General features: G+C 66.9%; 20 protein-coding genes. 7 read left to right on the forward strand and 13 right to left on the reverse strand.

Annotation, left to right across the window (positions count from 1 at the left end; genetic code table 11):
* Positions 1–4: 4 nt before the first annotated feature.
* The 4 genes from ACEN9G_RS03800 to cobA are packed head-to-tail and all read left to right on the forward strand — an operon-like array spanning position 5 to position 3,771.
* Positions 5–724 (forward strand): phosphoadenylyl-sulfate reductase, encoded by a 720-nt coding sequence (locus ACEN9G_RS03800; protein WP_495605526.1) that lies wholly within the window; start codon positions 5–7, stop codon positions 722–724.
* A gap of 32 nt (positions 725–756) precedes the next feature.
* Positions 757–1,695, forward strand: a complete 939-nt coding sequence (cysD, locus tag ACEN9G_RS03805; RefSeq protein WP_036237435.1) for a sulfate adenylyltransferase subunit CysD — start codon at positions 757–759, stop codon at positions 1,693–1,695.
* Positions 1,695–3,035 (forward strand): sulfate adenylyltransferase subunit 1, encoded by a 1,341-nt coding sequence (locus ACEN9G_RS03810; RefSeq protein WP_413340570.1) that lies wholly within the window; start codon positions 1,695–1,697, stop codon positions 3,033–3,035. The genes cysD and ACEN9G_RS03810 overlap by 1 nt, the downstream gene beginning before the upstream one ends.
* A gap of 16 nt (positions 3,036–3,051) precedes the next feature.
* A complete protein-coding gene (cobA, locus tag ACEN9G_RS03815) occupies positions 3,052–3,771 on the forward strand; it encodes a uroporphyrinogen-III C-methyltransferase (RefSeq protein WP_483127706.1) in 720 nt (239 codons plus the stop codon).
* A 54-nt stretch (positions 3,772–3,825) separates the two neighbouring features.
* Here cobA and ACEN9G_RS03820 read toward each other — a convergent pair whose 3' ends face one another.
* Both ACEN9G_RS03820 and ACEN9G_RS03825 read right to left on the reverse strand, forming a co-directional pair.
* Positions 3,826–4,239 carry a hypothetical protein gene (locus ACEN9G_RS03820; RefSeq protein ID WP_483127707.1) on the reverse strand — a complete coding sequence of 138 codons (414 nt, stop codon included), beginning with the start codon at positions 4,237–4,239 and terminating at the stop codon, positions 3,826–3,828.
* 59 nt (positions 4,240–4,298) lie between these two features.
* The gene (locus ACEN9G_RS03825) at positions 4,299–7,490 is read right to left on the reverse strand and encodes a DUF4214 domain-containing protein (protein WP_483127708.1); all 3,192 of its coding nucleotides are present in this window, start codon (positions 7,488–7,490) and stop codon (positions 4,299–4,301) included.
* A 341-nt stretch (positions 7,491–7,831) separates the two neighbouring features.
* Here ACEN9G_RS03825 and ACEN9G_RS03830 point away from each other — a divergent pair, with 341 nt between their 5' ends.
* Complete coding sequence (locus tag ACEN9G_RS03830; RefSeq protein WP_413341075.1) at positions 7,832–9,466, forward strand: hypothetical protein; 1,635 nt, start codon at positions 7,832–7,834, stop codon at positions 9,464–9,466.
* 3 nt (positions 9,467–9,469) lie between these two features.
* On the opposite strand, the gene ACEN9G_RS03835 is transcribed toward ACEN9G_RS03830, so the two are convergent.
* From ACEN9G_RS03835 to lptF, 3 genes are read right to left on the reverse strand one after another with little or no spacing between them, the layout of a single operon-like run.
* On the reverse strand, positions 9,470–9,841 hold the full coding sequence (locus ACEN9G_RS03835) for a sirohydrochlorin chelatase (RefSeq protein WP_413341072.1): 372 nt from the start codon (positions 9,839–9,841) through the stop codon (positions 9,470–9,472).
* Positions 9,841–11,025, reverse strand: coding sequence for an LPS export ABC transporter permease LptG (gene lptG / locus ACEN9G_RS03840; protein WP_413341070.1), 1,185 nt, complete (start codon positions 11,023–11,025; stop codon positions 9,841–9,843). Before lptG ends, ACEN9G_RS03835 begins: the two co-directional genes overlap by 1 nt.
* Positions 11,022–12,173 (reverse strand): LPS export ABC transporter permease LptF, encoded by a 1,152-nt coding sequence (gene lptF / locus ACEN9G_RS03845; protein ID WP_413341069.1) that lies wholly within the window; start codon positions 12,171–12,173, stop codon positions 11,022–11,024. The genes lptG and lptF overlap by 4 nt, the downstream gene beginning before the upstream one ends.
* Before the next feature lie 112 nt (positions 12,174–12,285).
* Here lptF and ACEN9G_RS03850 point away from each other — a divergent pair, with 112 nt between their 5' ends.
* Positions 12,286–13,782: a leucyl aminopeptidase gene (locus ACEN9G_RS03850; RefSeq protein WP_413341067.1), complete on the forward strand. Its 1,497-nt coding sequence runs from the start codon at positions 12,286–12,288 to the stop codon at positions 13,780–13,782.
* Between the two features lie 58 nt (positions 13,783–13,840).
* Here the strand turns inward: ACEN9G_RS03850 and ACEN9G_RS03855 are convergent, their stop codons facing one another.
* From ACEN9G_RS03855 to ACEN9G_RS03865, 3 genes are all read right to left on the reverse strand, one after another.
* Positions 13,841–14,308, reverse strand: a complete 468-nt coding sequence (locus ACEN9G_RS03855; RefSeq protein ID WP_413341065.1) for a hypothetical protein — start codon at positions 14,306–14,308, stop codon at positions 13,841–13,843.
* Positions 14,309–14,408: 100 nt separating this feature from the next.
* Entirely contained in the window at positions 14,409–14,615 is a 207-nt protein-coding gene (locus tag ACEN9G_RS03860) for a DUF1653 domain-containing protein (RefSeq protein WP_413341063.1), read from the reverse strand.
* Positions 14,615–14,965, reverse strand: coding sequence for a phiTE_015 family protein (locus tag ACEN9G_RS03865; RefSeq protein ID WP_413341062.1), 351 nt, complete (start codon positions 14,963–14,965; stop codon positions 14,615–14,617). The genes ACEN9G_RS03860 and ACEN9G_RS03865 overlap by 1 nt, the downstream gene beginning before the upstream one ends.
* 447 nt (positions 14,966–15,412) lie before the next feature.
* Here ACEN9G_RS03865 and xth point away from each other — a divergent pair, with 447 nt between their 5' ends.
* On the forward strand, positions 15,413–16,177 hold the full coding sequence (gene xth / locus ACEN9G_RS03870; RefSeq protein WP_413341060.1) for an exodeoxyribonuclease III: 765 nt from the start codon (positions 15,413–15,415) through the stop codon (positions 16,175–16,177).
* Here xth and ACEN9G_RS03875 read toward each other — a convergent pair.
* From ACEN9G_RS03875 to prpB, 5 genes are all read right to left on the reverse strand, one after another.
* A complete protein-coding gene (locus ACEN9G_RS03875) occupies positions 16,174–18,990 on the reverse strand; it encodes an EAL domain-containing protein (RefSeq protein ID WP_483127709.1) in 2,817 nt (938 codons plus the stop codon). The two genes, xth and ACEN9G_RS03875, sit on opposite strands and share 4 nt — an antisense overlap.
* A 157-nt stretch (positions 18,991–19,147) precedes the next feature.
* Entirely contained in the window at positions 19,148–20,338 is a 1,191-nt protein-coding gene (gene prpF, locus ACEN9G_RS03880) for a 2-methylaconitate cis-trans isomerase PrpF (protein WP_413340660.1), read from the reverse strand.
* A 107-nt stretch (positions 20,339–20,445) separates the two neighbouring features.
* On the reverse strand, positions 20,446–23,046 hold the full coding sequence (gene acnD / locus ACEN9G_RS03885) for a Fe/S-dependent 2-methylisocitrate dehydratase AcnD (RefSeq protein ID WP_413340662.1): 2,601 nt from the start codon (positions 23,044–23,046) through the stop codon (positions 20,446–20,448).
* Positions 23,047–23,180: 134 nt separating this feature from the next.
* Positions 23,181–24,341 (reverse strand): bifunctional 2-methylcitrate synthase/citrate synthase, encoded by a 1,161-nt coding sequence (gene prpC, locus ACEN9G_RS03890; RefSeq protein WP_413340664.1) that lies wholly within the window; start codon positions 24,339–24,341, stop codon positions 23,181–23,183.
* Entirely contained in the window at positions 24,338–25,243 is a 906-nt protein-coding gene (gene prpB / locus ACEN9G_RS03895; protein WP_413340666.1) for a methylisocitrate lyase, read from the reverse strand. The genes prpC and prpB overlap by 4 nt, the downstream gene beginning before the upstream one ends.
* Positions 25,244–25,406 lie beyond the last annotated feature (163 nt).

Below are 25,406 nucleotides of genomic sequence, written 5' to 3' on the forward strand. Positions count from 1 at the left end.
ACCCATGAGCGACCTGAACGCGCGGGTGAATGAAACCCGCGGCATCCTGGAGCGCATTGCGCGCGATTTTTCGCCTGCCGTGTTCGCTTCCAGCCTGGCGGCCGAGGACATGGTCCTCACCGACCTGATCTTGAAGGCCGGCCTGCCGATCACCATCTTCTCGCTGGAGACCGGCCGCCTGCACAAGGAAACCCTGGCCATGATCGACAAGGTCAAGGCCCACTACGGCTACGACATCGTCGTGATGCGTCCGAAGCAGGAACTGGTCGACGAGTACGTGAGCAAAAACGGCCTGAACGCGTTCTACGACAGCGTCGAGATGCGCAAGGGCTGCTGCTATGTGCGCAAGGTCGAGCCGCTGGGCCGCGCGCTCGCCGGCAACAAGGCATGGATCACGGGCCAGCGCCGCGCGCAGTCGACGACGCGCAGCGACCTGCCGGTGCAGGAAGACGATACGGCGCACGGCCTGGCCAAGTTCAATCCGCTGGCCGACTGGAGCGAAGAGGACGTGTGGGAATACATCCGCGCCAATAACGTGCCGTACAACGACCTGCACGACCGCGGCTACCCGTCGATCGGCTGCGAACCCTGCACCCGCGCGATCCAGCCGGGCGAGGACGTGCGCGCCGGCCGCTGGTGGTGGGAAAACGCCGACTCCAAGGAATGCGGATTGCACCTCGTGGACGGCAAGCTCATTCGAATCAAATCCGTAGCCCCGGCCTAATTGGCCAATCAAGACATCACAGGCTCAGCAAAATGACGACTTTTAGTGACACCCCGCTCGCCCTCAGCGACGTGAATGCGCGCCACCTGGACGCGCTCGAATCCGAAGCCATCCACATCCTGCGCGAAGTCGCGGCGGAATGCTCGAACCCTGCGCTGCTGTTCTCGGGCGGCAAGGACTCCGTCGTGCTGCTGCGCCTGGCCGAGAAGGCGTTCCGTCCGGGTAAATTCCCGTTCCCGCTCGTCCACATCGACACGGGCCACAACTTCGACGAAGTGATCGCCTTCCGCGACGCGCGCGTGGCCGAACTGGGCGAGCGCCTGATCGTCGGTTCCGTCGAGGACTCGATCAAGAAAGGTACCGTCCGCCTGCGCAACCCGCAGACGGATTCGCGCAACGCGGCCCAGGCCGTCACGCTGCTGGAAACGATCGCCGAATACGGCTTCGACGCCTGCATCGGCGGCGCCCGCCGCGACGAAGAAAAGGCGCGCGCGAAAGAGCGTATCTTCTCGTTCCGCGACGAATTCGGCCAGTGGGACCCGAAGGCCCAGCGTCCGGAACTGTGGGACCTGTATAACACCCGCGTCCACCCGGGCGAGAACATGCGCGTGTTCCCGATCTCGAACTGGACCGAGCTCGACGTCTGGCAATACATCGCCCGCGAAAAGCTGGCCCTGCCGCCGATCTATTTCGCGCACGAGCGCCAGGTGATCCCGCGTAACGGCCTGCTGGTGCCGCTGACGCCGCTGACGCCGGCCCGCGACGGCGAGGAAGTCGAGACCCGCGTCGTCCGTTTCCGCACCGTGGGCGACATCTCGTGCACGTGCCCGGTTGCATCGGATGCGTCGACCGTCGACGCCATCATCGCCGAAACGGCGATCACCCAGATCACCGAGCGCGGCGCGACCCGCATGGACGACCAGACGTCGGAAGCCTCGATGGAAAAGCGCAAGAAACAAGGATATTTCTGATGAACGCCCTGAACGACAACCTGAACCACGATAACGACCAGAGCGGCCAGGCCGGTCTGCTGCGCTTCATCACCGCCGGCTCCGTCGACGACGGCAAGAGCACGCTGATCGGCCGCCTGCTGTTCGACAGCAAGGGCATCTTCGCCGACCAGCTGGCCGCCGTGTCGCGCTCCAAGCACAAGCGCACCGTGGGCGACACGATCGACCTGTCGCTGCTGACGGACGGCCTGGAAGCCGAGCGCGAGCAAGGCATCACGATCGACGTCGCGTACCGTTATTTCGCCACGCCGAAGCGCAAGTTCATCATCGCCGACACGCCGGGCCACGAGCAGTACACCCGCAACATGGTGACGGGCGCGTCGACCGCGGACGCCGTCATCATCCTCGTCGACGTGTCCAAGGTGAAGCTCGGCGACGACGGCAGCGTCGAACTGCTCGTGCAGACGAAGCGCCACTCGACCATCGCCAAGCTGCTCCAGATCGAGCACGTGATCGTCGCCGTCAACAAGATGGACCTCGTGAACTACGACCGCACCGTGTACGACCGCATCGTCGCGGAATACACGAAGTTCGCGGACACGCTGGGCCTGAAGGACATCACGGCGATCCCGCTGTCGGCACTCGCGGGCGACAACGTCGTCGAGCGCGGCGACAACATGACCTGGTACGAAGGCCCGACCTTGATCGAACTGCTGGAAGGCCTGTCGGTCTACGACGAGACGCACGCCGCCCCGTTCCGCTTCCCGGTGCAGCTGGTCGCACGCCACAACGGCCACGAAGCGAACGACTTGCGCGGCTACATGGGGCGCATCGAGTCGGGCAAGGTTGCCGTGGGCGACAAGCTCGTCGTGCAGCCGTCCGGCCACAGCGCGACCGTGAAGGAAATCCTGACGTTCGACGGCCCGCTGCAGCAAGCGGTCGCCGGCCAGTCGGTCACCATCACGTTGAACGAGCACGTGGACATCTCGCGCGGCGACGTGCTGGCCCCGGCCGAGCAACCGGCCACCTTGCTGAAGCAGGTGAAAGCGGATGTGTGCTGGATGTCCGACGAGCCCCTGGACGTGCGCCGCAAGTACTGGATCAAGCATGGCACGCGCCAGACCATGGCCAAGGTGAAGGCGATCGATTCCGTCCTGGACGTCAACACGCAGACGCGTCGCGCCGTCGACAACCCGGCCGAAGGCCTGAAGCTGAACGACATCGCGCGGATCGAACTGACCGTGCAGCAGCCGCTGGCCGCCGACGCCTACGATGCGATCCGCGCAACGGGTGCCTTCATCCTCATCGATGAAGTTACCCATCAGACGGTCGCAGCGGGTATGATCCGTATTGACGCGTAACGAACGAAAGGGATCCATGGCGGCGTTGGGAAAAGTTTATCTGGTTGGAGCCGGTCCCGGCGCTGCTGATCTCATTACCGTTCGCGGGGCGCGCCTGCTCGGGGAGGCGGAGGTCGTGCTGTACGACGCCCTCGTCACTCCCGAGATGCTGGCCCTGTGCAGGCAGGCCGAGCTGATCCCGGTCGGCAAGCGCTCCGGCCAGCGCTCCACGGCGCAAACCGTCATCAATGAAAAACTCGTCGATGCCGCACAGCGCTACCAGCGCGTCGTGCGCCTGAAGGGCGGCGATCCGATGCTGTTCGGCCGCGCCGACGAAGAACTCCGCGCCCTCGAGGAAGCGGGCATCGAGGTCGAAGTCGTCCCCGGCATCACGACGGCCGTCGCCGCCGCCGCGGCCACGCTGCAGCCGCTGACCAAGCGCGGCGTCGCGCGCAGCGTCGCGTTCTTCACGTCCAGCACCGCGCCGGACGAACCCAATCACCCAGCCCTGCCCGAAACCGACACCCTCGTCCAGTACATGGGCGGCCGCGAAGCCGCGGCCACGGCGGAACGCCTGCTGGCCGAAGGCCGCCGGCCGGACCTGCCCGTCGTCGTCGTGGAAAACTGCAGCCGCGCGGACCAGCGCGTGCGCCGCCTGACACTGGCCGACCTGGCGCATGGGCTCGACGTGGCGCATGGGCCCGTGCTCGTCATGATCGGCGAGGCGATGGGGCAGCGGCCGCACCAGGCCATCTGAGACCTGCGTGTGGTGGGCGGCCTCCGCCCACCACACGTATGTGTCGCGGTAACGCTACCGCGCCCGCGCCTCCAGCTCGGCCTCGAGCCGCTGTGCGGCCGCATGCGTATCCACCGCGATGCGGTTCAGGCGCGCCAGCGCCGCCGCCAGCCGCGTCCCGCACTCTCCCCCGCATTCGCGCACATGCCAGACCGCGAGGTCGCAGCGCATGCGCGCCAGTTCCGCGCGCAGGCCGGCCAGCATGCGCCGTAATGCGCCATCCGCATCGGATGCCGGACCGCCTGGTGCTCCGGCGCCCGTCAGATGGTCCTGCATGCGGGCGATGCGCGCGTGCATGCGCTGCAGGCGGCCCGCGATGCGGTCGAGGCGGCGGGCGCAGCGCAGTTCCACCCATGCACGCGGCATGGGAGGCAACTGAGGCAGGACCGCGCGCAGGCGGGCGAACAGGGCGGTGAGCTTGGCGGACATCGAAGCAGTGTGGCGCTCCCCTCGCCGATCGCCATGATGCGCGACAAACTTACGTCGACTCAACCCCAGTGCAGGTAGTCGATGCCGTTCTGGATGCTGCCGATGACCTGCACCTGGTTTTCCGTGCTCTCGCTGAATCCGACGAGGACGTCGGCGCGCGACGTCGAATGCAGGGCATCCGTCCAGAACGCGTAGCCGGCGGCGTCCGGCGCGCGGTGCAGCACGTTCTGGTACAGGGCTTCCACGAATTGCGCGTCGCTCACGTGGGTGCCGTACAGCTTGCCGAACTCGGCGCTGCCGATGAAGCCGGAGGCGGCCTGCGCCAGCGACGTGCCCTTGTCCAGCGCATCGATCCAGAAGCCGAGGCCGGTCTTGTCCGGCGTGCGGCCCAGCGCGGCCTGGTACAGGCGGTACGCTTCGCCCGCATTGCCGTTCACGTCCAGCGCCACCATGCCGTCGCTGAACTGGAGGCGCTCGACGCCCGTCAGCGTCGCGTGGTTGCCGACGGCATCCTTCACGGACACGACACCGTTGTCCGCGACGACGGTCGCGCCGGCGCGCGCGGTCGTGTAGGCGAGCGTGTCGACGCCGGCGGTCCCCGTCACCTTGCTGTCGCCCGCCACGGCCTGCAGCACGTGGGCATTGCCGCTGAACGCGACGTTGGCCATCTTCAGCGCCCCCGAACCCGACAGGGTGCCGCCGGCCGGCGCCACGTAATCGATGCCGTTGCCGATGCTGGTGGCGACCTGGGCCTTGTTCTCGGCGCTCTCGCTGAAACCGGTGAGGACGTCCGCGCGCGACGTCGAATGCAGGGCGTCCGTCCAGAACGCATAGCCGGCGGCGTCGGGCGCGCGGTGCAGCACGTTCTGGTACAGGGCATCCACGAACTGCGCGTCGCTCACGTTGCTGCCGTACAGCTTGGCGAACTCGGCGCTGCCGATGAAACCGGAGGCGGCCTGCGCCAGCGGCGTGCCCTTGTCCAGCGCGTCGATCCAGAAGCCGAGGCCCGTCCTGTCCGGCGTGCGCGCAAACGCGGCCTGGTACAGGCGGTATGCCGCGCCCGCGCTGCCGTTCACGTCCAGCGCCACCACGCCGTCGTTGAACTGGATGCGCTCGACGCCCGCCAGCGTCGCGTGGTTGCCAACGGCGTCCGTCACGGACACCGCGCCGGCGGCGGCGACGATGGTCGCCCCGGCGCGCGCGGTCGTGTACACGAGCGTGTCGACGCCGGACGTCCCCGTCACCTTGCTCTCGCCCGCCACGGCCGCCAGCACGTGCGTACTGTTGGTCATGGCGACGCTGGCCACTTTCGACAGCGCCGCTGACGTACCGGCGGCCGGAGGACTCGCCACGGGCGCAGGTGCAGGTGCAGGTGCCGGTGCCGGCGCGGGCACATCCTGGACGCCGGCCGTGGGCACGCCCGCGGGTGCCGCGGCCTGGGCGACGCCCGGCAGCACGCGCATCTCGACACCGGCCGTGCCGGACGCACCCGTATCGATCCACGCGCCGGCAAAGCCGCCGCCGGCCAGCGCCGTCACGTCCGCGCTGGCCTGGTCGCCGCTGCGCAGCTGGCTGATGCCGAATTCCTGGCTGTCGATGGCGTTGCCGTCCCCGTCGAACCGGCGGCCGAAAATACCATTGCCGTCGCCGTCCGCGCCCTGCCACGCGACGAGGAAGGAACCGTCGGACAGGGCCGCGACGTCGGCATCGTCATGCCCGCCGCCCGATGCCACGTTGGCCTGCGTGACGGCGCCCACGGCATGGCCGGCGGCATCGAAGCGCTGGAAGAAGATGTCGCTGTTCGCGAAGCCCCACGGGTCGTTGACATAGCTGTCCCACGCGACGACGAAGCCGCCGCCCGCGAGCGCCGCCACGTGCGGCAGCGGCGCGGCCGTCGTCGTGCTGGCCGCGTAGCCGTCGCCGCTCGCGACGAACACGGACGCCGGTGCGCGGCTCAACGCGGCGTAGACGTTGCCGTCGTTGATCTCACCCCACGACACGACGTAGCCGCCATCCGCGAGCGCGGCCAGCGCCGGGCTGTAGGCCGAACCGAGGGCGTCGTAGACCTGCTGCGCGCCGGCGGGGGTGCCGTCCGCGGCGGCCTGCTGCACGTGCACGGTCGCGCCGCTGCGCCAACCGACGGCAAAGGAACCGTCGGCGAGCGTCGCCACGGCCGGCATGGCGGCATCGCCGGACGCCCCGGTGTCGAGCACGTGCCCGGCGCCCGCGCTGCCGCCGGCGTCGACGACGCGATACGCGATCTTGTTCGCGCCGCCGTCGTTCAGCGTGTACGCGACGACGAAGCGCCCGCCGGCCAGCGCGGCGACGGCCGGCTGGCCTTCGGCGCCGGCATCGCCATTCGGCGTGAGCGCGAACGCGGCGCCCAGCGGATTGCCCGCCGCGTCGCGCAGCTGCGCCCACAGGCCCGCGCCCTGGCCCTGCCAGACGGCGACGACGCCGCCGCCCGCCAGGGTGGCCAGCGCCGGGGCGGACGTCCACGCGTCCAGCGCGGCGCCGGCTTTCGATTCGTTGGCGAAGCCGGGCAGGCCGTCCGTCGCGCCGTCTTCCACCGCATACGTGAGGACCTGCGTGACGCCCGTGTTCGGGAGCGGGTTGCCGTTGGCGTCGACCTGGTAGCGGTCGTAGTAGTGCACGGTCACCGCGGCCGACAGGCCGCCGGCCGGCAACTGGCTCGCGTCGGCGACCACCAGCCGGGCAGCCGTGTCGACGGCGGAGTTGTAGCTGATGCCGAACAGGCCAGGTTGCGACTGGCTCTCGATCACCCAGCGGCCGCCCGTCAGGTCACCCGTGTCGATCCCGGCCACGACGTCGACGATGTCGCCCGCGTGCGCGGTCGTGAACACGATGCCGCCGCCGACGACGATGCCCACGGGCTGGCTGTCCGGGAACACGGTGTCCTCGGCCGTGACGACGCTGCCGTCCGCCAGCTTGTAGAGGACGCCGAACGTGTCCGGCGTCGTTCCGTCGCCGGCCAGGCGGTCCTGGAACCGCCACAGCGTGCCGGCCGTGGCCACGTACGCGCCCTGGCCGTCGACCGGCATCGTGTAGGCGAGCCACGTCCGGCCGTAGTCCTGGCTGTACTGCATGTCGCCGCGGGCGAATGCCTGGCCCAGGCTGCTGGCCGCGTCGAAGGCGACGGCGGTGACGGCGGAAGCCGGGGCGCCGGCATAGCTCCAGGCCGTGCTGGCCTGGCCCGGACGGACGTAGTGGGAGGTCGTGGGAGTGGTCATGGCGTCGGTATCGATGGCGGGTGGCTGGGAGCGTCGCTACCCCATTCGCATATGATTCCCTATGGAAAACTTAAATTCAATGAGGAAATTGCTTTTCGAGAGTAAAGACGCGCGTAAACCAACGGAACATGTCTACTGATGCAATCGAATTGCCAAGGACAGATTCAACGGTGACAACACAGATATCGAACCCGCCAGCTTGCCGAATCGGCCATGCCCGTGAGCAGTTATAATCTTTGGAGCAACAGTCTGGCATTCCCCCGCACCTGCTTCCCAGCGCCCTTTGCGGGCCGTCCTGTTCACGGCTTCACACGATTTACCGATACACCTGAAGGATCAACATGCGTTTTCTGAATCGCTGTACCGCATTCCTGCGGCACGAGCGCGCACCCGTGCTCATGTCGATGCTCGTCCCTGTCCTGTTCGGCCTGCTCTCCGTGTGGCTGGGCCAGGATGAAAACTGGGACCTGCGCAATTACCACTGGTACAACCCCTACGCCTTGTTCAACGACCGGCTGCACGTCGACATGGCGGCCGGGAATTGGCAAAGCTATTTCAATCCGGCGATCGACGTCCCCTATTACCTGCTGAACCAGTGGCTGCCGGGCCGGGCCGTCGGGTTCGTGATGGGGTTCGTCCATGGACTCAACTTCATCCTGCTGCTGACGCTCGCGCGCCTCATGCTGCCCCGGGACAAGGCCGACAACCGCCTGTGCATCCTGTTGGCCCTCGCGGGCATGTGCGGCCCCAGCTTCCTGTCGCAGGTCGGCAATACGATGGGCGACAACCTGAGCGCCCTGTTCATCCTGGCCTCGCTGTGCATCGTCATGCGCGGCTGGGACCGGTTGCAGGCCCTGTCGAACGGCGCCGTCGCCACGCTGCTGCTGGCGGGCCTCGTGATGGGACTGGGCGCCGGGCTGAAGCTCACCAACGCGTCGTATGCGCTCGCGCTGTGCGTCGCGCTGCTGGCGGTGCCCGCCACGTTCGGGCGCGGGATCGCGGCGGCGTTCACGTACGGGTGCGGCACGCTGGCCGGCGTCGCGATCGCGGCCGGGCCGTGGTGGTGGCGGATGTGGAAGACGTTCGGCAATCCGCTGTTCCCGCAATTTAACAGCATCTTCAAGAGCCCCCTGGCGCAGCAGGTCGCCGTCATGGACACCGACCACCTGCCGCACGGTGCGCTGGAAGCCCTGTTCTGGCCGTTCGTGTTCAGCCGCCAATTCGCCCGCGTCTCGGAACTGCCGTTCAAGCAGGCGATCGTGCCGCTGCTGTACGCACTGGCCCTCGCGTTCGTCGCGCGCTGGCTGTACGACACGGTGCGCGGCGGCGCGCCGGCCGAGCGCCTGGCGCCGCGTGCGCGCTTCCTGCTGCTGTTCGGGCTCGTCGGCTATCTCGTGTGGCTGAAGCTGTTCAGCATCTACCGCTACCTGGTGCCCATCGAATTGCTGGGACCGCTGATGGTGTGGGTGCTGGTCCCGCGCCTGACCGGGCCGCGCGTCGGCCCGTACCTGGCCGGCGCCATGCTGCTGTTCACGTCGCTCTACGTCTATCCGTTCATCACGTGGGGGCACGCCGGCTGGGCCGAAAAGAGTTTCAGCGCGCAGCTGCCGCCGATGGAACATCCGGAGTCGACGCTCGTCTTCACCGCGCACGGCGATCCGCCGATGGGTTGGGTCTCGACCTTCGTCCCGCGCGAGGTGCGCGTCATTTCGCTCGGCGCGGGCTTCCCCGAGTCGCCCGCCTACCTCGAACGGATCCAGTCCGTGATCGCGAGCCGCCCCGGTCCGCATTACGCGATGCTGGCCGCCGATCCCCGCGACCAGGTCGAGAAGGACGAGGCCGTGGTCAAGGCGGCCACGCAGAACCTGGCCCGCTATGGCTTGACGCTCGACGCCGCCGGTTGCAAGCGCTATCCGGCGGCGATCGGCACGACCCCGTCGCCGGTCCAGATGTGCCCGGTGACGGTCAACAAGTAAGACTCAGGCGGCGTCCGCCCCGGCACAGTAGGCGGCCATCGCCGCCAGCACGCCGGGGTCCTCGCCGACGGCGGGGACGGTGCGGAACGTCACCTGCGGATGGGTGGCGCGCAACTGCTCCAGCAGCAGCGGCAGGTCGCGCAGCAGGTGGCCGCCCTGCCCCAGGAACACGGGGACGATGGTGATGTCGCGCGCGCCGAGCGCCACCTGGGCGCCCACTTCGTCCGGCAGGCTCGGCGTCATCAGTTCGAGGAACGCCAGCGACACCGCGCAATCCGGGCGCTGCGCCGCGGTGAGGTCGCGCAGGCGCTGGAACGGCGCGGCCCAGGCGGCGGCACGGGCGCCGTGGGCGAACAATACGAGTGCTTTTTCCATCAGTGTCTCTCCACCCAGCGCAGGGCCCCGATCGCCAGCAGCAGGAACAGCAGGCTGGGCGCGGCGGCCGTCACGAAGGCCGGCCAGGTCGACAACATGCCCACGTGCGAAAACAACGAGTTAATCAACAGGAAGCTCACGCCGATCATGATGCCGATGAAGATCTTCAGGCTCACGCCGCCGCTGCGCGTGTGCAGGTAGCCGAACGGCAGCGCGAGCGCCATCAGCACGAAGATCGACAGCGGGTCGAACAGCTTCTTCCAGAATGCGATCTTGAAGCGCTCCGTCTCCTGGCGGTTCTCCGCCAGGTGGCGCGTGTACACGGCCAGCTCGTTCGCGGACATCCGCTCCGGATCGGAGCGCGACACCGACAGGATCTTGGGCGTGATCTCGGACACGAGGTCCAGGCTCGCGACCTTGCGCGTGGAGACGGACGCCGTGTCCTGGCCGTACGTGCTCTGGATGGTCTGGCCGGCAGGAATCGGCGTGCCCGGCGCGGGCAGTTCGCGGCTATTCGAAAACAGGGTCTCGGTGACGTCGATCAGGCGCCAGGTGCTGTTGCCGCTGAACGTGGCGCTGGCGGCCGTGATCAGGGAGCGCATGCGCATGCTGTTGTCGAACTCGTACAGGCGCAGGTCGATCAGTTTCCCGTCCGGGCGGATCTGGCGCGCGTTGAAGAAGCGCGATCCCGTCACGGGCCCCTTCACGCCGCCCGCATGGATCGTGTCCTTGGTCCACATGCCCGAGCGGAATTCGGCCGACACCGTCGCGCCCTTCGCGGACAGGCGCACGCGTTCCGCGATCGGCGCCGTGCGCGGCGTGATCAATTCGCCGAACAGGAACGTGACGACGACGAACAGCACGCCGATCTTCGCCAGCATGATGCCGGCCTGCTGCGTCGACATCGACGACGCCCGCATGATCGTGAATTCCGAACTCTGCGCGAACTGCGCCATCGTGTAGATGGTGCCGATCAGCGCGGCGACCGGCATCACCTCGTACACGTGGCCGGGCAGCAGGAGCAGCACGTACAGGATCGCGTGCTGCATCATGTAGCCGCCCTTGCCCACCGACGGCAGTTCCTGGGTCAGGTCCATGAAGGCGATGAGGCCCAGGAACGCCACGAGCACGAAGGCGACGGCCTGCGCGATGTTGACGAAGAAGTAGCGCTGCAGGATCTTCATTGCGCGCCCTCCTGCGTCACCGCACCGCCGCGCAGCAGGCGGCGCCGCTTGAAGGCGCCCAGCAGGGCGAGCGGATGCCACGGATGGTTGACGTTCAGGCGCCATGCGAACAGCCCGGCCACGACCACGAGCGCGAACAGGTGCAGCGGCCACCACGCCACGCCGAAGTTCATCTTGCCCTGCTTGACGCTGGCTTCGAACAGTTTCGACAGATTGCTGTACGTGAAAAAGATCAGCAGCGCGAGGATCAGGTTGGCGGAGCTGCCGGCGCGCGGATTGACGAAGCCGAGGGGGATCGCCAGCAGCATCAGCACGAGGCAGGAGATCGGTGCCGACACCCGGTACAGCAGTTCGGCGTTCGTGTAGCGGTTGTCCGGCAGCGCCAGCAGCGCCGGCGTGGACAAGGCGTCGGCCGGCGTCTCGGTGCCGATCACGGGCGCCTGGCTGGAGACGCGCATGCGGTAGCGCTCGAACTCCATCGACTGGAAATCGGCGCGTCCCGGCTGGCCCAGGTAGCGGCGGCCGTTCTTCAGCACGAGGTATTGCCCGCCCTTGCCGTCCGGCTCGATCACGCCTTCCTTGGCGACGACGATGGAATTGCCGTCGGCGTCGACGGAATTCACGAACACGTTCTGCACGACGGTCGCGCCGCTCGTGCTGCCTTCGACGAAGAACACGCGGTTCGTGGACGGCGATTCGCGGAACTGGCCGGGCGACACGCGCTTGAGGTCTTCGCGCTTTTCGAAACGCTCGACGAATTCCGCGCTCTTCATCTTGGCCCACGGCGTCGCGACGAACGACAGCGCGGCGACGATCGCCACCATGGGCAGGCCGAACACGAGCACCGGCGGCACCCACCGCATCAGCGACTGGCCGGACGCGAACCACACGACCATTTCCGAGTCGCGATAGCTGCGCGTCACGGTGGCGATGACCGCGATAAAGCTGGTAAGAATGATGATTGTTGGCAGATAATTCAGCACCGAAAAGCCGATCAGCGCCAGCACGTCGCCCGAGGCGACCTTGCCGCCGGCGGCCTTGCCGAGGATGGAGATCAGGGTCCAGGTGACGAAGATCGTAAACAGGACCGTGAAGGTGGCACCGGCCACGCTGGCCAATTCACGCTGTAGGGCGCGTTGGAAAATCATTCGATAGTTATAATTGCTGGTTGGAAGGAACCCCGGGAACCGTCACAAGCGGGCGCCATTTGGAAGGTTCCTCGGACAGCACGCGCGTCAAAAACTCGAAACGGAGAATCAAATGGACTTTAGCATAAAAGCATTCGACACAAAAAACACGCTGACCGCAGCCAAATCGGGCTGTGTGGCAGTCGCGGTGTTCGAAAACAAGAAACTGTCGGAGGCGGCGAAAGCCCTCGATCTGAACGGCGCGATCAGCGCCGCCGTCAAGTCGGGTGACATCTCCGGCAAGCCCGGCTCCACCCTGCTGCTGCGCGGCGTGGCCGGCGTGACCTCTGCCCGCGTGCTGCTGGTCGGCATGGGTGCCGACGAAGCCGTGAGCGAGAAAAGCTTTGCCGGTGCCGTGACCGCTGCCCTGAAAACCTTCGCTTCGCTGGGCGCGCAGGATGCCATTATCGCATTCCCGCTGGAGAATGTGAAAGCCCGCGACCTGAACTGGGCGCTGCGCAGCATCGTCATCGCCGCGAACGAAGCGGAATTCCGCACCGACGCGCAAAAGAGCAAGAAGGATCCGGCACCCACCGGCGTGCGCAAGCTCGCCATCGCCGTCCCGGCCGCGACGCCGCAGATCAAGGCCGTGCTGGCGCAGGCGCAGGCCGTCGCCAACGGCATGAACCTGACGAAGGAACTGGGCAACCTGTCGCCGAACGTGTGCACCCCGACCTATCTCGCGAACACGGCGAAGAAGCTGGCGGGCGACTACGGCTTCGACATCGAAGTCCTCGACCGCAAGCAGCTCGAAGCCCTCAAGATGGGCAGCTTCCTGTCCGTCACCCGCGGCAGCGAAGAGCCGCCGAAGTTCATCGTCCTGAAGCACAACGGCGGCAAGAAGAACGACGCGCCGGTGGTCCTCGTCGGCAAGGGCATCACGTTCGACACGGGCGGCATCTCGCTGAAGCCGGGCCCCAACATGGACGAGATGAAGTACGACATGTGCGGCGCCGGTTCGGTGCTGGGCACCTTCCGCGCCATCGGCGAGATGGGCCTGAAGCTGAACGTCGTCGGCATCGTGGCCGCGTGCGAGAACATGCCGTCGGGCCGCGCCACCAAGCCGGGCGACATCGTCACCGCGATGAACGGCACCACCATCGAGATCCTGAATACGGACGCCGAGGGCCGCCTGATCCTGTGCGACGCCCTGACCTACGCCGAGCGCTTCAAGCCGGCCGCCGTCGTCGACATCGCGACGCTGACCGGCGCCGTGATCGTCTCGCTGGGCCACCACACGTCGGGCGTGTTCACGCGCCACGACGACGCCCACGACGCGCTCGCCCAGGAACTGCTGGACGCCGGCAGGCAGGCGGGCGACCCGGCCTGGCGCCTGCCGATCGGCGAGCAGTACAACGAGCAGCTGAAGTCGAACTTCGCCGACCTGGCCAACATCGGCACGCCGGGCGGCGCATCGATCACGGCGGCCTGCTTCCTGGAGAACTTCACGCGCAACTACACGTGGGCGCACCTGGACATCGCCGGCACGGCATGGAAATCGGGCGCGGCCAAGGGTGCGACGGGCCGTCCGGTGCCGCTGCTCACCACGTTCCTGCTGAACCGCGTGTAAGCGTTTTTCCGCTCCATGCACAACGGACGCCCGCGGGCGTCCGTTTTTTATCCGGGCATCAGAACACGACGTTGCCGGGCGCCGACTCCCCCGCCGCCGCGCGCGGCACCGCGGGCCGCATCAGCACGGTCAGGGTGGACTGGTAGGCGACGCCGTTGCCGTCGTACGGATTGACGTAGCCGCCGGCCCCGGCGCTGACGATGATGTTGCCGATCAGCCGGTCGGTATCGAAGAACGAGGTGGCGTGCGCGTCGGCGACTTCGCGCGCGCTGCCGGCGCCGTCGCGCGCGCAGTCGATCGTCAGGGGACTCCTGCTGCGCTCGACCGTGACCCGTCCCGGCGCCACGACGAACCAGCGCCCCGCCGCGTTGGACAGCACGCAGCCCACGCCCGTCACCTCGCGGTGGCCGAGAATGGTGTGGACTTCCAGCTGCTGCGTCGGCGCCACGGCGGGCGCCGTCACGCAGCCGGCCGTGACGGTGCACAGCGCAAGCGCGCAGGCGGTACGGAAAAAAATCAGGGACATGTCTTCACCGGTCATGCATACAGAGCATACCCATCCGTTTACGGCGGCAATCGGGAAGACATGAGGCAAAGCGCATCCCGGGATTGCCGGGATGGCGGAGCTAAGCTGCGGCCGGCACCGGGTCGATGGGCGCGAAGCGCGGCATGCGCTTCCCGTCCACGTCGACCAGTCCGAAAAATGCATCCCGCGGGCGGACCCAGGTCTTGCCGTCCTGCCCGCGATACACGACCACGGCCGTGTGGTCTGCCTCGAGGACAGCCTCGCAGACCACGTCGTACACACCGCCCTTGTAGTGGCGGTAGCGCATCAGGCCTTTTCTTCGGCCGTGGCGCGACTCCTCTTCTTGAGGTTCTGGATGACCTTGACGATGCCTTCGATGCCGGCGTTGTCATCCAGTTCGCTGAACGCGTCCAGCACCTCGTTGAGGACGCGATTGCGCACGCTCGCCTCGTCGGCCTGCATCTTCTGCGGCTGGTTCTCGGACGGCGCGAATTTCTGCGGCGCTTCAGCCGCAGCCTTCTGTCCGTGTGCCAGCGCGGCCTGCCAGATCAGCCAGCGGCGTTGGGTTTCGTACACGAGGTACTCTTCCGGCTTGTCTTCACGACGCCGGACAATGTGGCCATCGCGTTGGGCCCATGCTTCAAATGCTTGGCGCATTGTTGTCCTTTACAAAGCTGTGTGCAAATCCTGCTCTCGGATCCGCGATCGTTACACACCTGCCTAAGCCGGCCGCTCGACCGACCACGGCAACCATCTGATCAATGCAACGAATTGCTATTGAATACTTGGTTCCAGAGCAATATGCCAATAGTACAACCAAAGTTGGCCTACTGCAATTTTTTTCTTTCGAGAAGGAGACAATACGTAAATGTCCCGTCTCTTGCTGTGATTGTTACATCTTGTCACAGTTCGGCGCAACTTTCCAGCGTCGTTACGATTTTTTACTCCACGGACAATAATTTTACGACATCTTTGTTGCAATCGAAACAAATAATGACGATCGTGTCATGGCGTCACAGGCCAACTTATGTTGCAAGAATGACTCAAAGACACGATACTGCCCAGATTGTGCCGGACGGTCCGGCCTCCGTACCAAGATAGCCCATGAAAATCGCAACCTGGAACGTGAACTCGCTGAAAGTGCGCCTGCCGCACCTGCTCCAGTGGCTCGCCGCCAACCCCGTCGACGTCCTCTGCATCCAGGAGACCAAGCTCACCGACGACAAATTCCCCGTCGCCGCGATCAACGAGGCCGGCTATGAAGTCGTGTTCAGCGGCCAGAAGACGTACAACGGCGTGGCGATCCTGTCGCGCCTCCCCATCGCCGACGTCGTGCGCAACAACCCGCATTACCAGGACGAGCAGCAGCGCCTGATCGCGGCCACCATCGGCGGCGTGCGTTTCATCTGCGCCTACGTGCCGAACGGCCAGGCCGTCGGCTCCGACAAATACGCCTACAAGATGGGCTGGCTGGCCGCGCTGCGCATCTGGGTCGGCGCAGAGCTCGAGATCCACGAACAGTTCGCGATCCTGGGCGACTACAACATCGCGCCCGAAGACCGCGACGTGCACGACCCGGCACTGTGGGCCGGCCAGATCCACTGCTCCGACCTCGAACGCGAGCAGCTGCGCGAACTGTGCGGCCTCGGTCTCGTCGACGCGTTCCGCCTGTTCGAACAGCCCGAAAAGCAGTACAGCTGGTGGGACTACCGCCAGATGGCGTTCCGCCGCAACCGCGGCCTGCGCATCGACCACATCCTGCTGTCGCAGGCGCTCGCGAAGCGCTGCGAAGCGTGCGTCATCGACCGCGAACCGCGCAAGTGGGAGCAGCCGTCCGATCACACGCCGGTGATCGCGACGCTCCTTTAATTCAGCAGGGCCGGCACGGCAGCGGCATCCACCGGCCGCGCGAACAGATAGCCCTGGGCATACTGGCACCCGTGCCGACGCAGCAGCGCCAGCTGCGCCTCGTTCTCGACGCCCTCGGCCACGACGGCCATGCCGAGGCTCCCCGCGAGCGCCATGATGGCCGCGACGATGGCCTGGTCCTCGCTGCTCGTCTCGAGGTCGCGCACGAAGGCACGATCGATCTTGATCTTGCGGACCGGGAAGCGCTTCAGGTACGCCAGGCTCGAATAGCCGGTGCCGAAGTCGTCGATCGACAGGCGGATGCCCATGCGGTAGATCTGGCCCAGCGTCTCCAGCGTCTGGCCGCCGTGCTGCATCAGCGCCGTCTCCGTGATCTCGAATTCCAGCAGGCCCGGCTCGATGCCGGTGTCGTCGACGATGGCGCGGATCGACTGGATCAGGCCTCGGTGCATGAACTGGCGCGCGGACAGGTTCACCGCGAGCGGCAGCGCCGGCAGCCCGGCCCGCTGCCAGGCCATCGCCTGTTCGCAGGCGCGCCGGAGCACCCATTCGCCGACCGGCACGATCAGGCCGTTCTCTTCCAGGATCGGGATGAAGTCGTCGGGCGCCACGAGGCCCTGCTCCGGATGGCGCCAGCGCAGCAGCACTTCCAGGCCGTGCACGCGGCCGTCCTGCACGCCCACGATCGGCTGGTAGAACAGCACGAACTCCTCGCGCAGCAGCGCGCCGCGCAGGCGCGTCTCCATCTCGAAATGGCGTGCGGCCGCCGCGTTCATCGGCTCCGCGTAATACTGGTAATTGTTGCGGCCCGCCGCCTTGGCGTAGTACATCGCGGCGTCGGCCTTGCGCATCAGGCCCGCCGCGTCATCGCCGTCGTCCGGGTACAGGCAGATGCCGATCGACGGCGAGATGTGCAGGCTGTGGCCTTCGAATTCGATGGGTGCCGCCAGCGCCGCGATGATCTTGTCGCCCACGAGGCCGCACTCCTCGGCCGCGCGCACATCCGGCACCAGCACGACGAATTCGTCGCCGCCCAGGCGCGCGACGGTGTCGCTGGCGCGCACGACGCGGCACAGGCGCTGCGCCACTTCCTTCAGCAGGTGGTCGCCCGCCAGGTGGCCGAGCGAGTCGTTGATGGTCTTGAAGCGGTCCAGGTCGATGAACAGCAGGGCCAGCTTCGTGCCGTCGCGCCGCGCCGCCAGCAGCGCGCGGTCCAGGCGGTCGGACAGCAGCGCGCGGTTCGGCAGGCCCGTGAGCGCGTCGTGATACGCCATGTGGTGCACGCGCGCCTCGGCCTGGCGCCGCTCGACGATCTCGGCCTGCAGCTCCGCCGTGCGTTCCTGCACGCGCACTTCGAGCTCGTCGCGCGCGCGGCGCAGCGCGTCCGCCGCCTCGCGCTGAGCGGTGACGTCGTCGATCAGCCAGACGCTGCGCCCGCCCCGGTCGGCCATGTCGAACGGGCGGCCCGACAGGCGCGCCCAGAAGCGCTTGCCGTCGCGCCGCACCAGTTCGTACTCGGCCATGTGCACGCGGCCCGCCTCGAAATCGCGCCGCGTCTGCTCGCGCGCGGCGATCCAGCCCGCGTCGTCGGGATACAGCTCGCGCACCGGCAGTCCCTCGATGCTGCCGCCCTGGTGGCCGAACAATTCTTCCATCTTGCGGTTGCAGTGCAAGGTCCGGCCCTTCTCGACGACGGCGATGCCCAGCACGGCGTTGTCGAGGATCGCCTGGTTTTCCAGCAGCGCGTTGCGCAGCGATTCCTCGGCCGCCTTCTGGCCGGTGCGGTCCTCGATCATCCAGATCATCGTGCCGGTGCCCAGTTCCTCGGGATTGACGGCGTAGCCGATCATGTTCACCCACATCCGCGTGCCGTCGCGGCGCACCATCGTCGTCTCGGTCTTGAACGAACCGCCCTGTCCCAGCACGCCATATGCGGTGCGGCCCATGGCGTCGAACGCGGCATCGTCGGTGTACAGCACGCGCGTCGAACGGCCCAGCACCTCGCCGGGGGCATAGCCGAACATCGAGCCGAAACAGTGGTTGTAGCGCGTGATGGTGCGGGCGCGCGTGAAGAAGATCCCGATCGTGGCATTGGTCATGATCGACTGGATCTCGGTGAGCGCCTGGCGCGCGTCCGTGACGTCTTCCACGATCCACACGGTGCCCGCCTCGCGCGCGCTCATGTCGACGGCCTTGGCGCGGATGCGGCACCAGATCGTGCTGCCGTCGCGCCGCCGCAGCGGCACCTCGCTCTTTTCGAACAGGCTGCCGGTCGTCAGCACGACGACGGCTTCGCCGATGAACGCGTCGTACTGGGCACGCGAGGCGAACACCTGCGCCGGGCTTTGGTTGATGAGTTCTTCCGGCGCATAGCCCAGCATCTCCGCCATGCGCGGATTGCACGACTTGACCAGGGCCGGCAAGGTGACGGCAATGCCGACGGGCGCATGCTCGACGACGGCCGCCTGTTCCAGCAGGCGCCCGCGCAGCGCGGCCTGGCCGTCGCCGAACGTGAGCACGTCGCCGAAGACGAAGGTGGCGCCCTCCGGGGACAGTGGCTTCGCGCGTACCTCGACGGGCCGTCCGGTGGTGCCATGTTCGATCAAACCGTCCCAGCGGCGTTCGCCGGACTGCGACAGGCGGATCTCGGCCGCCATCGCCGCCGCCGTACGCGGGCAGAACAGCGACACCAGCGGCCGCCCCACCACGTCGCCGCCGGCCAGTTCGACCAGCGCCGCGTTCGCGGCCCAGATGGTACCCTCACCGTCGCAGGCGCAGGCCGGCGCGGCAATCAATACCAATGCGTCGGCCACCAAGGCCGCTGTGCTCGTTCCCCGATCCATCCCTATGTCCAGTACGCCTGCCGACGCGGCGCCTTGTCGATTTTTAAATGGATGATAGCTGAAAATCAACGTAATTTAACGTTATGGAAAGATGAAATTCAGCGTGTGATGCGGCGCAGCAACGGTCTCAGAACGCGTCACCCGGCACGCGCACCCAACCTTCCATCAGCACGCGCGCGCTGCGGCTCATCACGGCCTTCGTGACGACCCAGTCGCCGTCCTCCTGGCGCGCCTCGGCGCCCACGCGCAAGGTGCCGGACGGATGGCCGAATCGCACCGCTTCGTGCGCCCTTCCGCCTGCGGCGAGGCTCACGAGCGTGCCCGGGATCGCGGCCGCCGTGCCGATGGCGACGGCCGCCGTGCCCATCATCGCATGGTGCAGCTTGCCCATCGACAGGGCGCGCACGAGCAGGTCGATGTCGCCCGCCCCGACCTGCTTCCCGCTCGACGCGACATAGGCCGCCGGCGGCGCGACGAAGGCGACCTTCGGCGTGTGCTGGCGGCGCGCGGCTTCCTCCACGTGCGCGATCAGGCCCATGCGCATGGCGCCGTAGGCACGGATCGTCTCGAACATGGCCAGCGCCTTCGGGTCGCCGTTGATCGCATCCTGCAGCTCCGTGCCCGTGTAGCCGATGTCGGCGGCGTTCACGAAGACGGTCGGGATGCCGGCGTTGATCAGCGTGGCCCGGAGTGTACCGACACCGGGCACCTCGAGGTCGTCGACGAGATTCCCGGTCGGGAACATCGCGCCGCCGCCCTCCCCTTCTTCGGCCGCCGGGTCCATGAATTCGAGTTGGACCTCGGCCGCCGGGAACGTGACGCCGTCGAGCTCGAAGTCGCCCGTCTCCTGCACCTGCCCGTCCGCGATGGGCACGTGGGCGACGATCGTCTTGCCGATGTTGGCCTGCCAGATGCGTACGACGACGGTCCCGTTGTCCGGGATGCGCGCGGGATCGATGAAGCCGTTGGCGATCGCGTACGGGCCGATCGCGGCCGACAGGTTGCCGCAGTTGCCGCTCCAGTCGACGAACGGCTTGTCGATCGCGACCTGGCCGAACAGGTAGTCCACGTCGTGGCCGGAACGGGTGCCCGGCGCGACGATCACGGTCTTGCTCGTGCTCGACGTGGCGCCGCCCATGCCGTCGATGTGCTTCGCGTACGGGTCGGGGCTGCCGACCACGCGCAGCAGGAATTTATCGCGCGCCTCGCCCGGGACTTGCGCCGCCTCCGGCAGGTCTTGCAGGCGGAAGAACACGCCTTTGCTGGTGCCGCCGCGCATGTAGACGGCGGGAACTTTGATTTGAGGTACGTGAGTCATATGTATTGTCCCTGACCCGTCGTCCCCGCGCAGGCGGGGACCCAAGTTCTGCATGCGCCGTCGAGACGCCTGCAAATTGGGCCCCTGCCTTCGCAGGGGCGACGGTTTTATGCTGCCACTTTGGAAGACGCGAGGAAGTCCTGCGCAAACCGCTGCAGCACCCCACCCGCCTCGTAGATCGACACTTCCTCGGCCGTATCGAGACGGCAGATCACCGGCACCTCGACCGCTTCGCCGCTGCGGCGATGGATGACCAGCGTGAGGGTCGCGCGCGGCGTGCGCTCGCCCACGACGTCGAACGTCTCCGTACCGTCGATCCCGAGGGTGAGGCGCGTGGTGCCCGGCTGGAATTCCAGCGGCAGCACGCCCATGCCGACGAGGTTCGTGCGGTGGATGCGTTCGAAGCCTTCGGCCACGATGGCTTCCACACCCGCCAGCCGCACGCCCTTGGCGGCCCAGTCGCGCGACGAGCCCTGGCCATAGTCGGCACCCGCGATCACGATCAGCGGCTGCTTGCGCTCCATGTACGTCTCGATCGCTTCCCACATGCGGGTTACGGTACCTTCCGGCTCGATGCGCGCGAGCGACCCGGCACGCGCGCTGCCGTCCGGGTTGCGCACCATCTCGTTCTTCAGCGTCGGGTTCGCGAACGTGGCGCGCTGCGCCGTCAGGTGGTCGCCGCGGTGCGTCGCGTACGAATTGAAGTCTTCTTCCGGCAGGCCCATCTTCGCGAGGTATTCGCCCGCGGCGCTGTCCGGCATGATCGCGTTCGACGGCGACAAATGGTCCGTCGTGATGTTGTCGCCCAGGACCGCCAGCGGACGCATGCCGGACAAGGTACGCGCGCCGGCGAGCGCGCCTTCCCAGTACGGCGGACGGCGGATGTAGGTGCTCATCGGGCGCCAGTCGTACAGCGGCGCCACGGCATCGTCGCCGCCTTCGCGGCGCGCGAACATGATGTCGTAGACCTTGCGGAACTGCTGCGGCTTCACCGATTGCTCGACGACGGCGTCGATCTCCGCATCGCTCGGCCAGATGTCCGCGAGGCGCACCGGATTGCCGTCGGCATCGACACCCAGCACGTCCTTCTCGATGTCGAAGCGGATCGTGCCCGCGATGGCGTACGCGACGACGAGCGCCGGCGACGCGAGGAACGCCTGCTTCGCATACGGGTGGATGCGGCCGTCGAAATTGCGGTTGCCCGACAGGACCGCGGTCGTGTACAGGTCGCGCTCGACGATCTCCCGCTGGATCGCCGGGTCCAGCGCACCGGACATGCCGTTGCAGGTGGTGCACGCGAAGGCGACCACGCCGAAGCCCAGTTTCTCCAGCTCCGGCAGCAGGCCCGCCTCTTCCAGGTACAGCGGCACGGCCTTGGAACCCGGCGCCAGCGACGTCTTCACCCACGGCTTGCGCGCGAGCCCGCGCGCGTTCGCGTTGCGCGCGATGAGACCCGCGGCCACCATGTTGCGCGGGTTGTTCGTGTTCGTGCAGCTCGTGATGGCGGCGATGATGACGGCGCCGTCCGGCATCTTGCCCGGCTCGTTCTCGACCGTGCCCGTGATGCCGTGCTGCGCCAGCTCCGACGTCGCCACGCGCTTGTGCGGGTTCGACGGACCGGCGATGTTGCGCACGACCGTCGACAAATCGAAATGGAGTGTCCGCTCGTACTGCGCATTCGCAAGCGTGTCCGCCCACAGGCCCGTTTCCTTCGCATACAGCTCGACCAGTTTCACGAGGTCGTCGTCGCGGCCGGTCAGCTTGAGGTACTTGATGGTCTGCTCGTCGATGGCGAACATCGCCGCCGTCGCGCCGTATTCCGGGGCCATGTTGGAGATCGTCGCACGGTCGCCCAGGGTGAGATTCGCGGCGCCCTCGCCATGGAACTCGAGGTAGGCCGAGACGACCTTCGACTTGCGCAGGAATTCCGTCAGCGCCAGCACGATGTCGGTCGCGGTGATTCCCGGTTGCGGCTTGCCGGTCAGCTCGACGCCGACGATATCCGGCAGGCGCATGTACGACGCGCGGCCCAGCATGACGCTCTCCGCTTCCAGGCCGCCGACGCCGATCGCGATGACGCCCAGCGCATCGACCATCGGCGTGTGCGAGTCCGTGCCGACGAGGGTGTCGGGGAATGCCACGCCATCCTTCACCTGCACGACGGGGCTCATGCGCTCCAGGTTGATCTGGTGGAGGATGCCGTTCCCCGGCGGGATCACGTCGACGTTCTCGAACGCCTTGCGGGTCCATTCGATGAAGTCGAAGCGGTCTTCGTTGCGGCGGTCCTCGATCGCGCGGTTCTTCGCGAACGCGTCCGGATCGAAGCCGCCGCATTCGACGGCGAGCGAGTGGTCGACGACGAGCTGCGTCGGCACGACCGGATTCACGAGGGCCGGATTGCCGCCCTCCTGCGCGATGGCGTCGCGCAGGCCGGCCAGGTCGACGAGCGCCGTCTGGCCGAGGATGTCGTGGCACACGACGCGCGCGGGGAACCACGGGAAATCGAGATCGCGCTTGCGCTCGATGATCTGCTTCAGCGACGGCACCAGCGCCATCGGTTCGCAGCGGCGCACGAGGTTTTCGGCCAGCACGCGCGAGGTGTACGGCAGGGTGTCCCAGGCGCCGGGCTGGATCTCCTCGACGGCGGCGCGCGCATCGAAGTAATGGAGATTGGTGCCGTGCAGGGGCTTGCGATATTGGCTGTTCATTTTGCGACTCCGTAGTCCGGGGCCCTTGCATTGTCTTCCCCGCGAAGGCGGGGATCCAATTTCAGTCCGCCGGTACGCGACGTAATTGGGTTCCCGCCTGCGCGGGAACGACGGTTTTGGGGCCGCATGTATGTTTACTTGCGCTCCGCCAGCGGCACGAAAGTCAGGTCTTCCGGACCGACATAGTTCGCGCTCGGGCGGATGATCTTGTTGTCGATGCGCTGCTCGATGATGTGCGCGGACCAGCCGGACGTGCGCGAGATGACGAACAGCGGCGTGAACATCGCGGTCGGCACGCCCATCATGTGGTACGAGACGGCCGAGAACCAGTCGAGGTTCGGGAACATCTTTTTCACTTCCCACATCACGGTTTCGAGGCGCTCGGCGATGTCGAACATCTTCATCGAGCCGGCGCTTTGCGACAGCGTGCGCGCCACTTCCTTGATCACCTTGTTGCGCGGGTCGGAGATCGTATAGACCGGGTGGCCGAAGCCGATGACGACTTCCTTGTTCGCCACGCGGTTGCGGATGTCCGCTTCCGCCTCGTCCGCGTTCTCGTAGCGCTTCTGGATGTCGAGCGCGACTTCGTTGGCGCCGCCGTGCTTCGGACCGCGCAGCGCGCCGATCGCGCCCGTGATCGCGGAATAGATGTCGGAACCGGTGCCGGCGATGACGCGGCCGGTGAACGTCGACGCGTTGAACTCGTGTTCCGCATACAGGATCAAGGAAGTGTGCATCGCCTTGACCCACTCGTCGGACGGCTTGAAGCCGTGCAGCAGGTGCAGGAAGTGGCCGCCGATCGAATCGTCATCGGTCTCCACGTCGATGCGCTTGCCGTTATGGCTGTAGTGGTACCAGTACAGCAGCATCGAGCCGAACGACGCCATCAGGCGGTCGGCGATGTCGCGCGCGCCGGCGCTGTTGTGGTCGTCCTTTTCCGGCAGCACGCAGCCCAGCACCGACGCGCCCGTGCGCATCACGTCCATCGGATGCGCGCCCGCCGGCAGCGCTTCCAGCGCGGCCTTCACGGCATGCGGCAGGCCGCGCAGCGATTTCAGTTTGGCCTTGTAGCCGCGCAGTTCGGCCTCGTTCGGCAGCTTGCCGTGCACGAGCAGGTAGGCGATTTCCTCGAATTCGCTGTTGCCCGCCACGTCCAGGATGTCGTAGCCGCGGTAGTGCAGGTCGTTGCCGGAGCGGCCCACGGAGCACAGCGCGGTATTGCCGGCAGCGACGCCGGACAGCGCGACGGATTTCTTCGGTTTGAAGGTGGGCGTATCGGTCTTCACGTCAGTCATTTCTTCGTCTCCTGTGTCGTTTTATTTTGTGCGAACAGCGCGTCGAGCTTCTGTTCGTAGCTGTGGTAATCGATGCGCTCGTACAGTTCGGCGCGGGTCTGCATGGTGTCGACGACGTTCTTCTGCGTGCCGTCGCGGCGGATGGCTTCGTAGACGTTTTCCGCGGCCTTGTTCATCGCGCGGAACGCGGACAGCGGGTACAGCACGATGTCGACGTCGGCGCCGCGCAGCTCGTCCACGCTGAACAGCGGCGTCGAACCGAATTCCGTGATGTTCGCGAGGATCGGCACCTTGACCGCCTTCTTGAATTGCGCGTACATCTCCAGGCTCGTGATGGCTTCCGGGAAGATCATGTCGGCGCCGGCCTCCACGCACGCGACCGCGCGCTCGACGGCTTTATCCAGGCCCTCGACGGCCAGCGCGTCCGTGCGCGCCATGATGACGAAGTTGTCGTCCGTGCGCGCGTCGACGGCGGCCTTCACGCGGTCGACCATCTCGCCCTGGCTGACGATCTCCTTGCCCGGACGGTGGCCGCAGCGCTTGGCGCCGACCTGGTCCTCGATGTGGCAGGCGCCCGCGCCGGCCTTGATCAGCGAGCGTACACTCCTGGCGACGTTGAAGGCGGACGCGCCGAAGCCCGTGTCGATGTCGACGAGCAGCGGCAGGTCGCACACGTCGGTGATGCGGCGCACGTCGATCAGCACGTCTTCGAGACCGGAGATGCCGAGGTCCGGCAGGCCCAGCGATCCGGCCGCGACACCGCCGCCCGACAGGTAGATCGCGCGGTAGCCGGCCCGCCTGGCCAGCAGCGCGTGGTTGGCGTTGATGGCGCCGATGACCTGCAGCGGATGTTCTTCCTGGACGGCCTGGCGGAATTTGGCGCCGGCGGATTGTTGGCTCATGTCTACCCTTTCATGATGCGATCTGTGATGGTGGCCCATGGGTTTGCAAGGACCGTGCCAACGGAGATTTCCAGGATATTCAAGGACTTGGGCACGCCGTCCCGCCAGTTCATGTTTCACGGCGTTTCAGAATGAAACATCGTTGACACGCTGGAGAAAATTG

The sequence above is a fragment of the Massilia sp. Masssp94 genome (genome assembly GCF_059491305.1).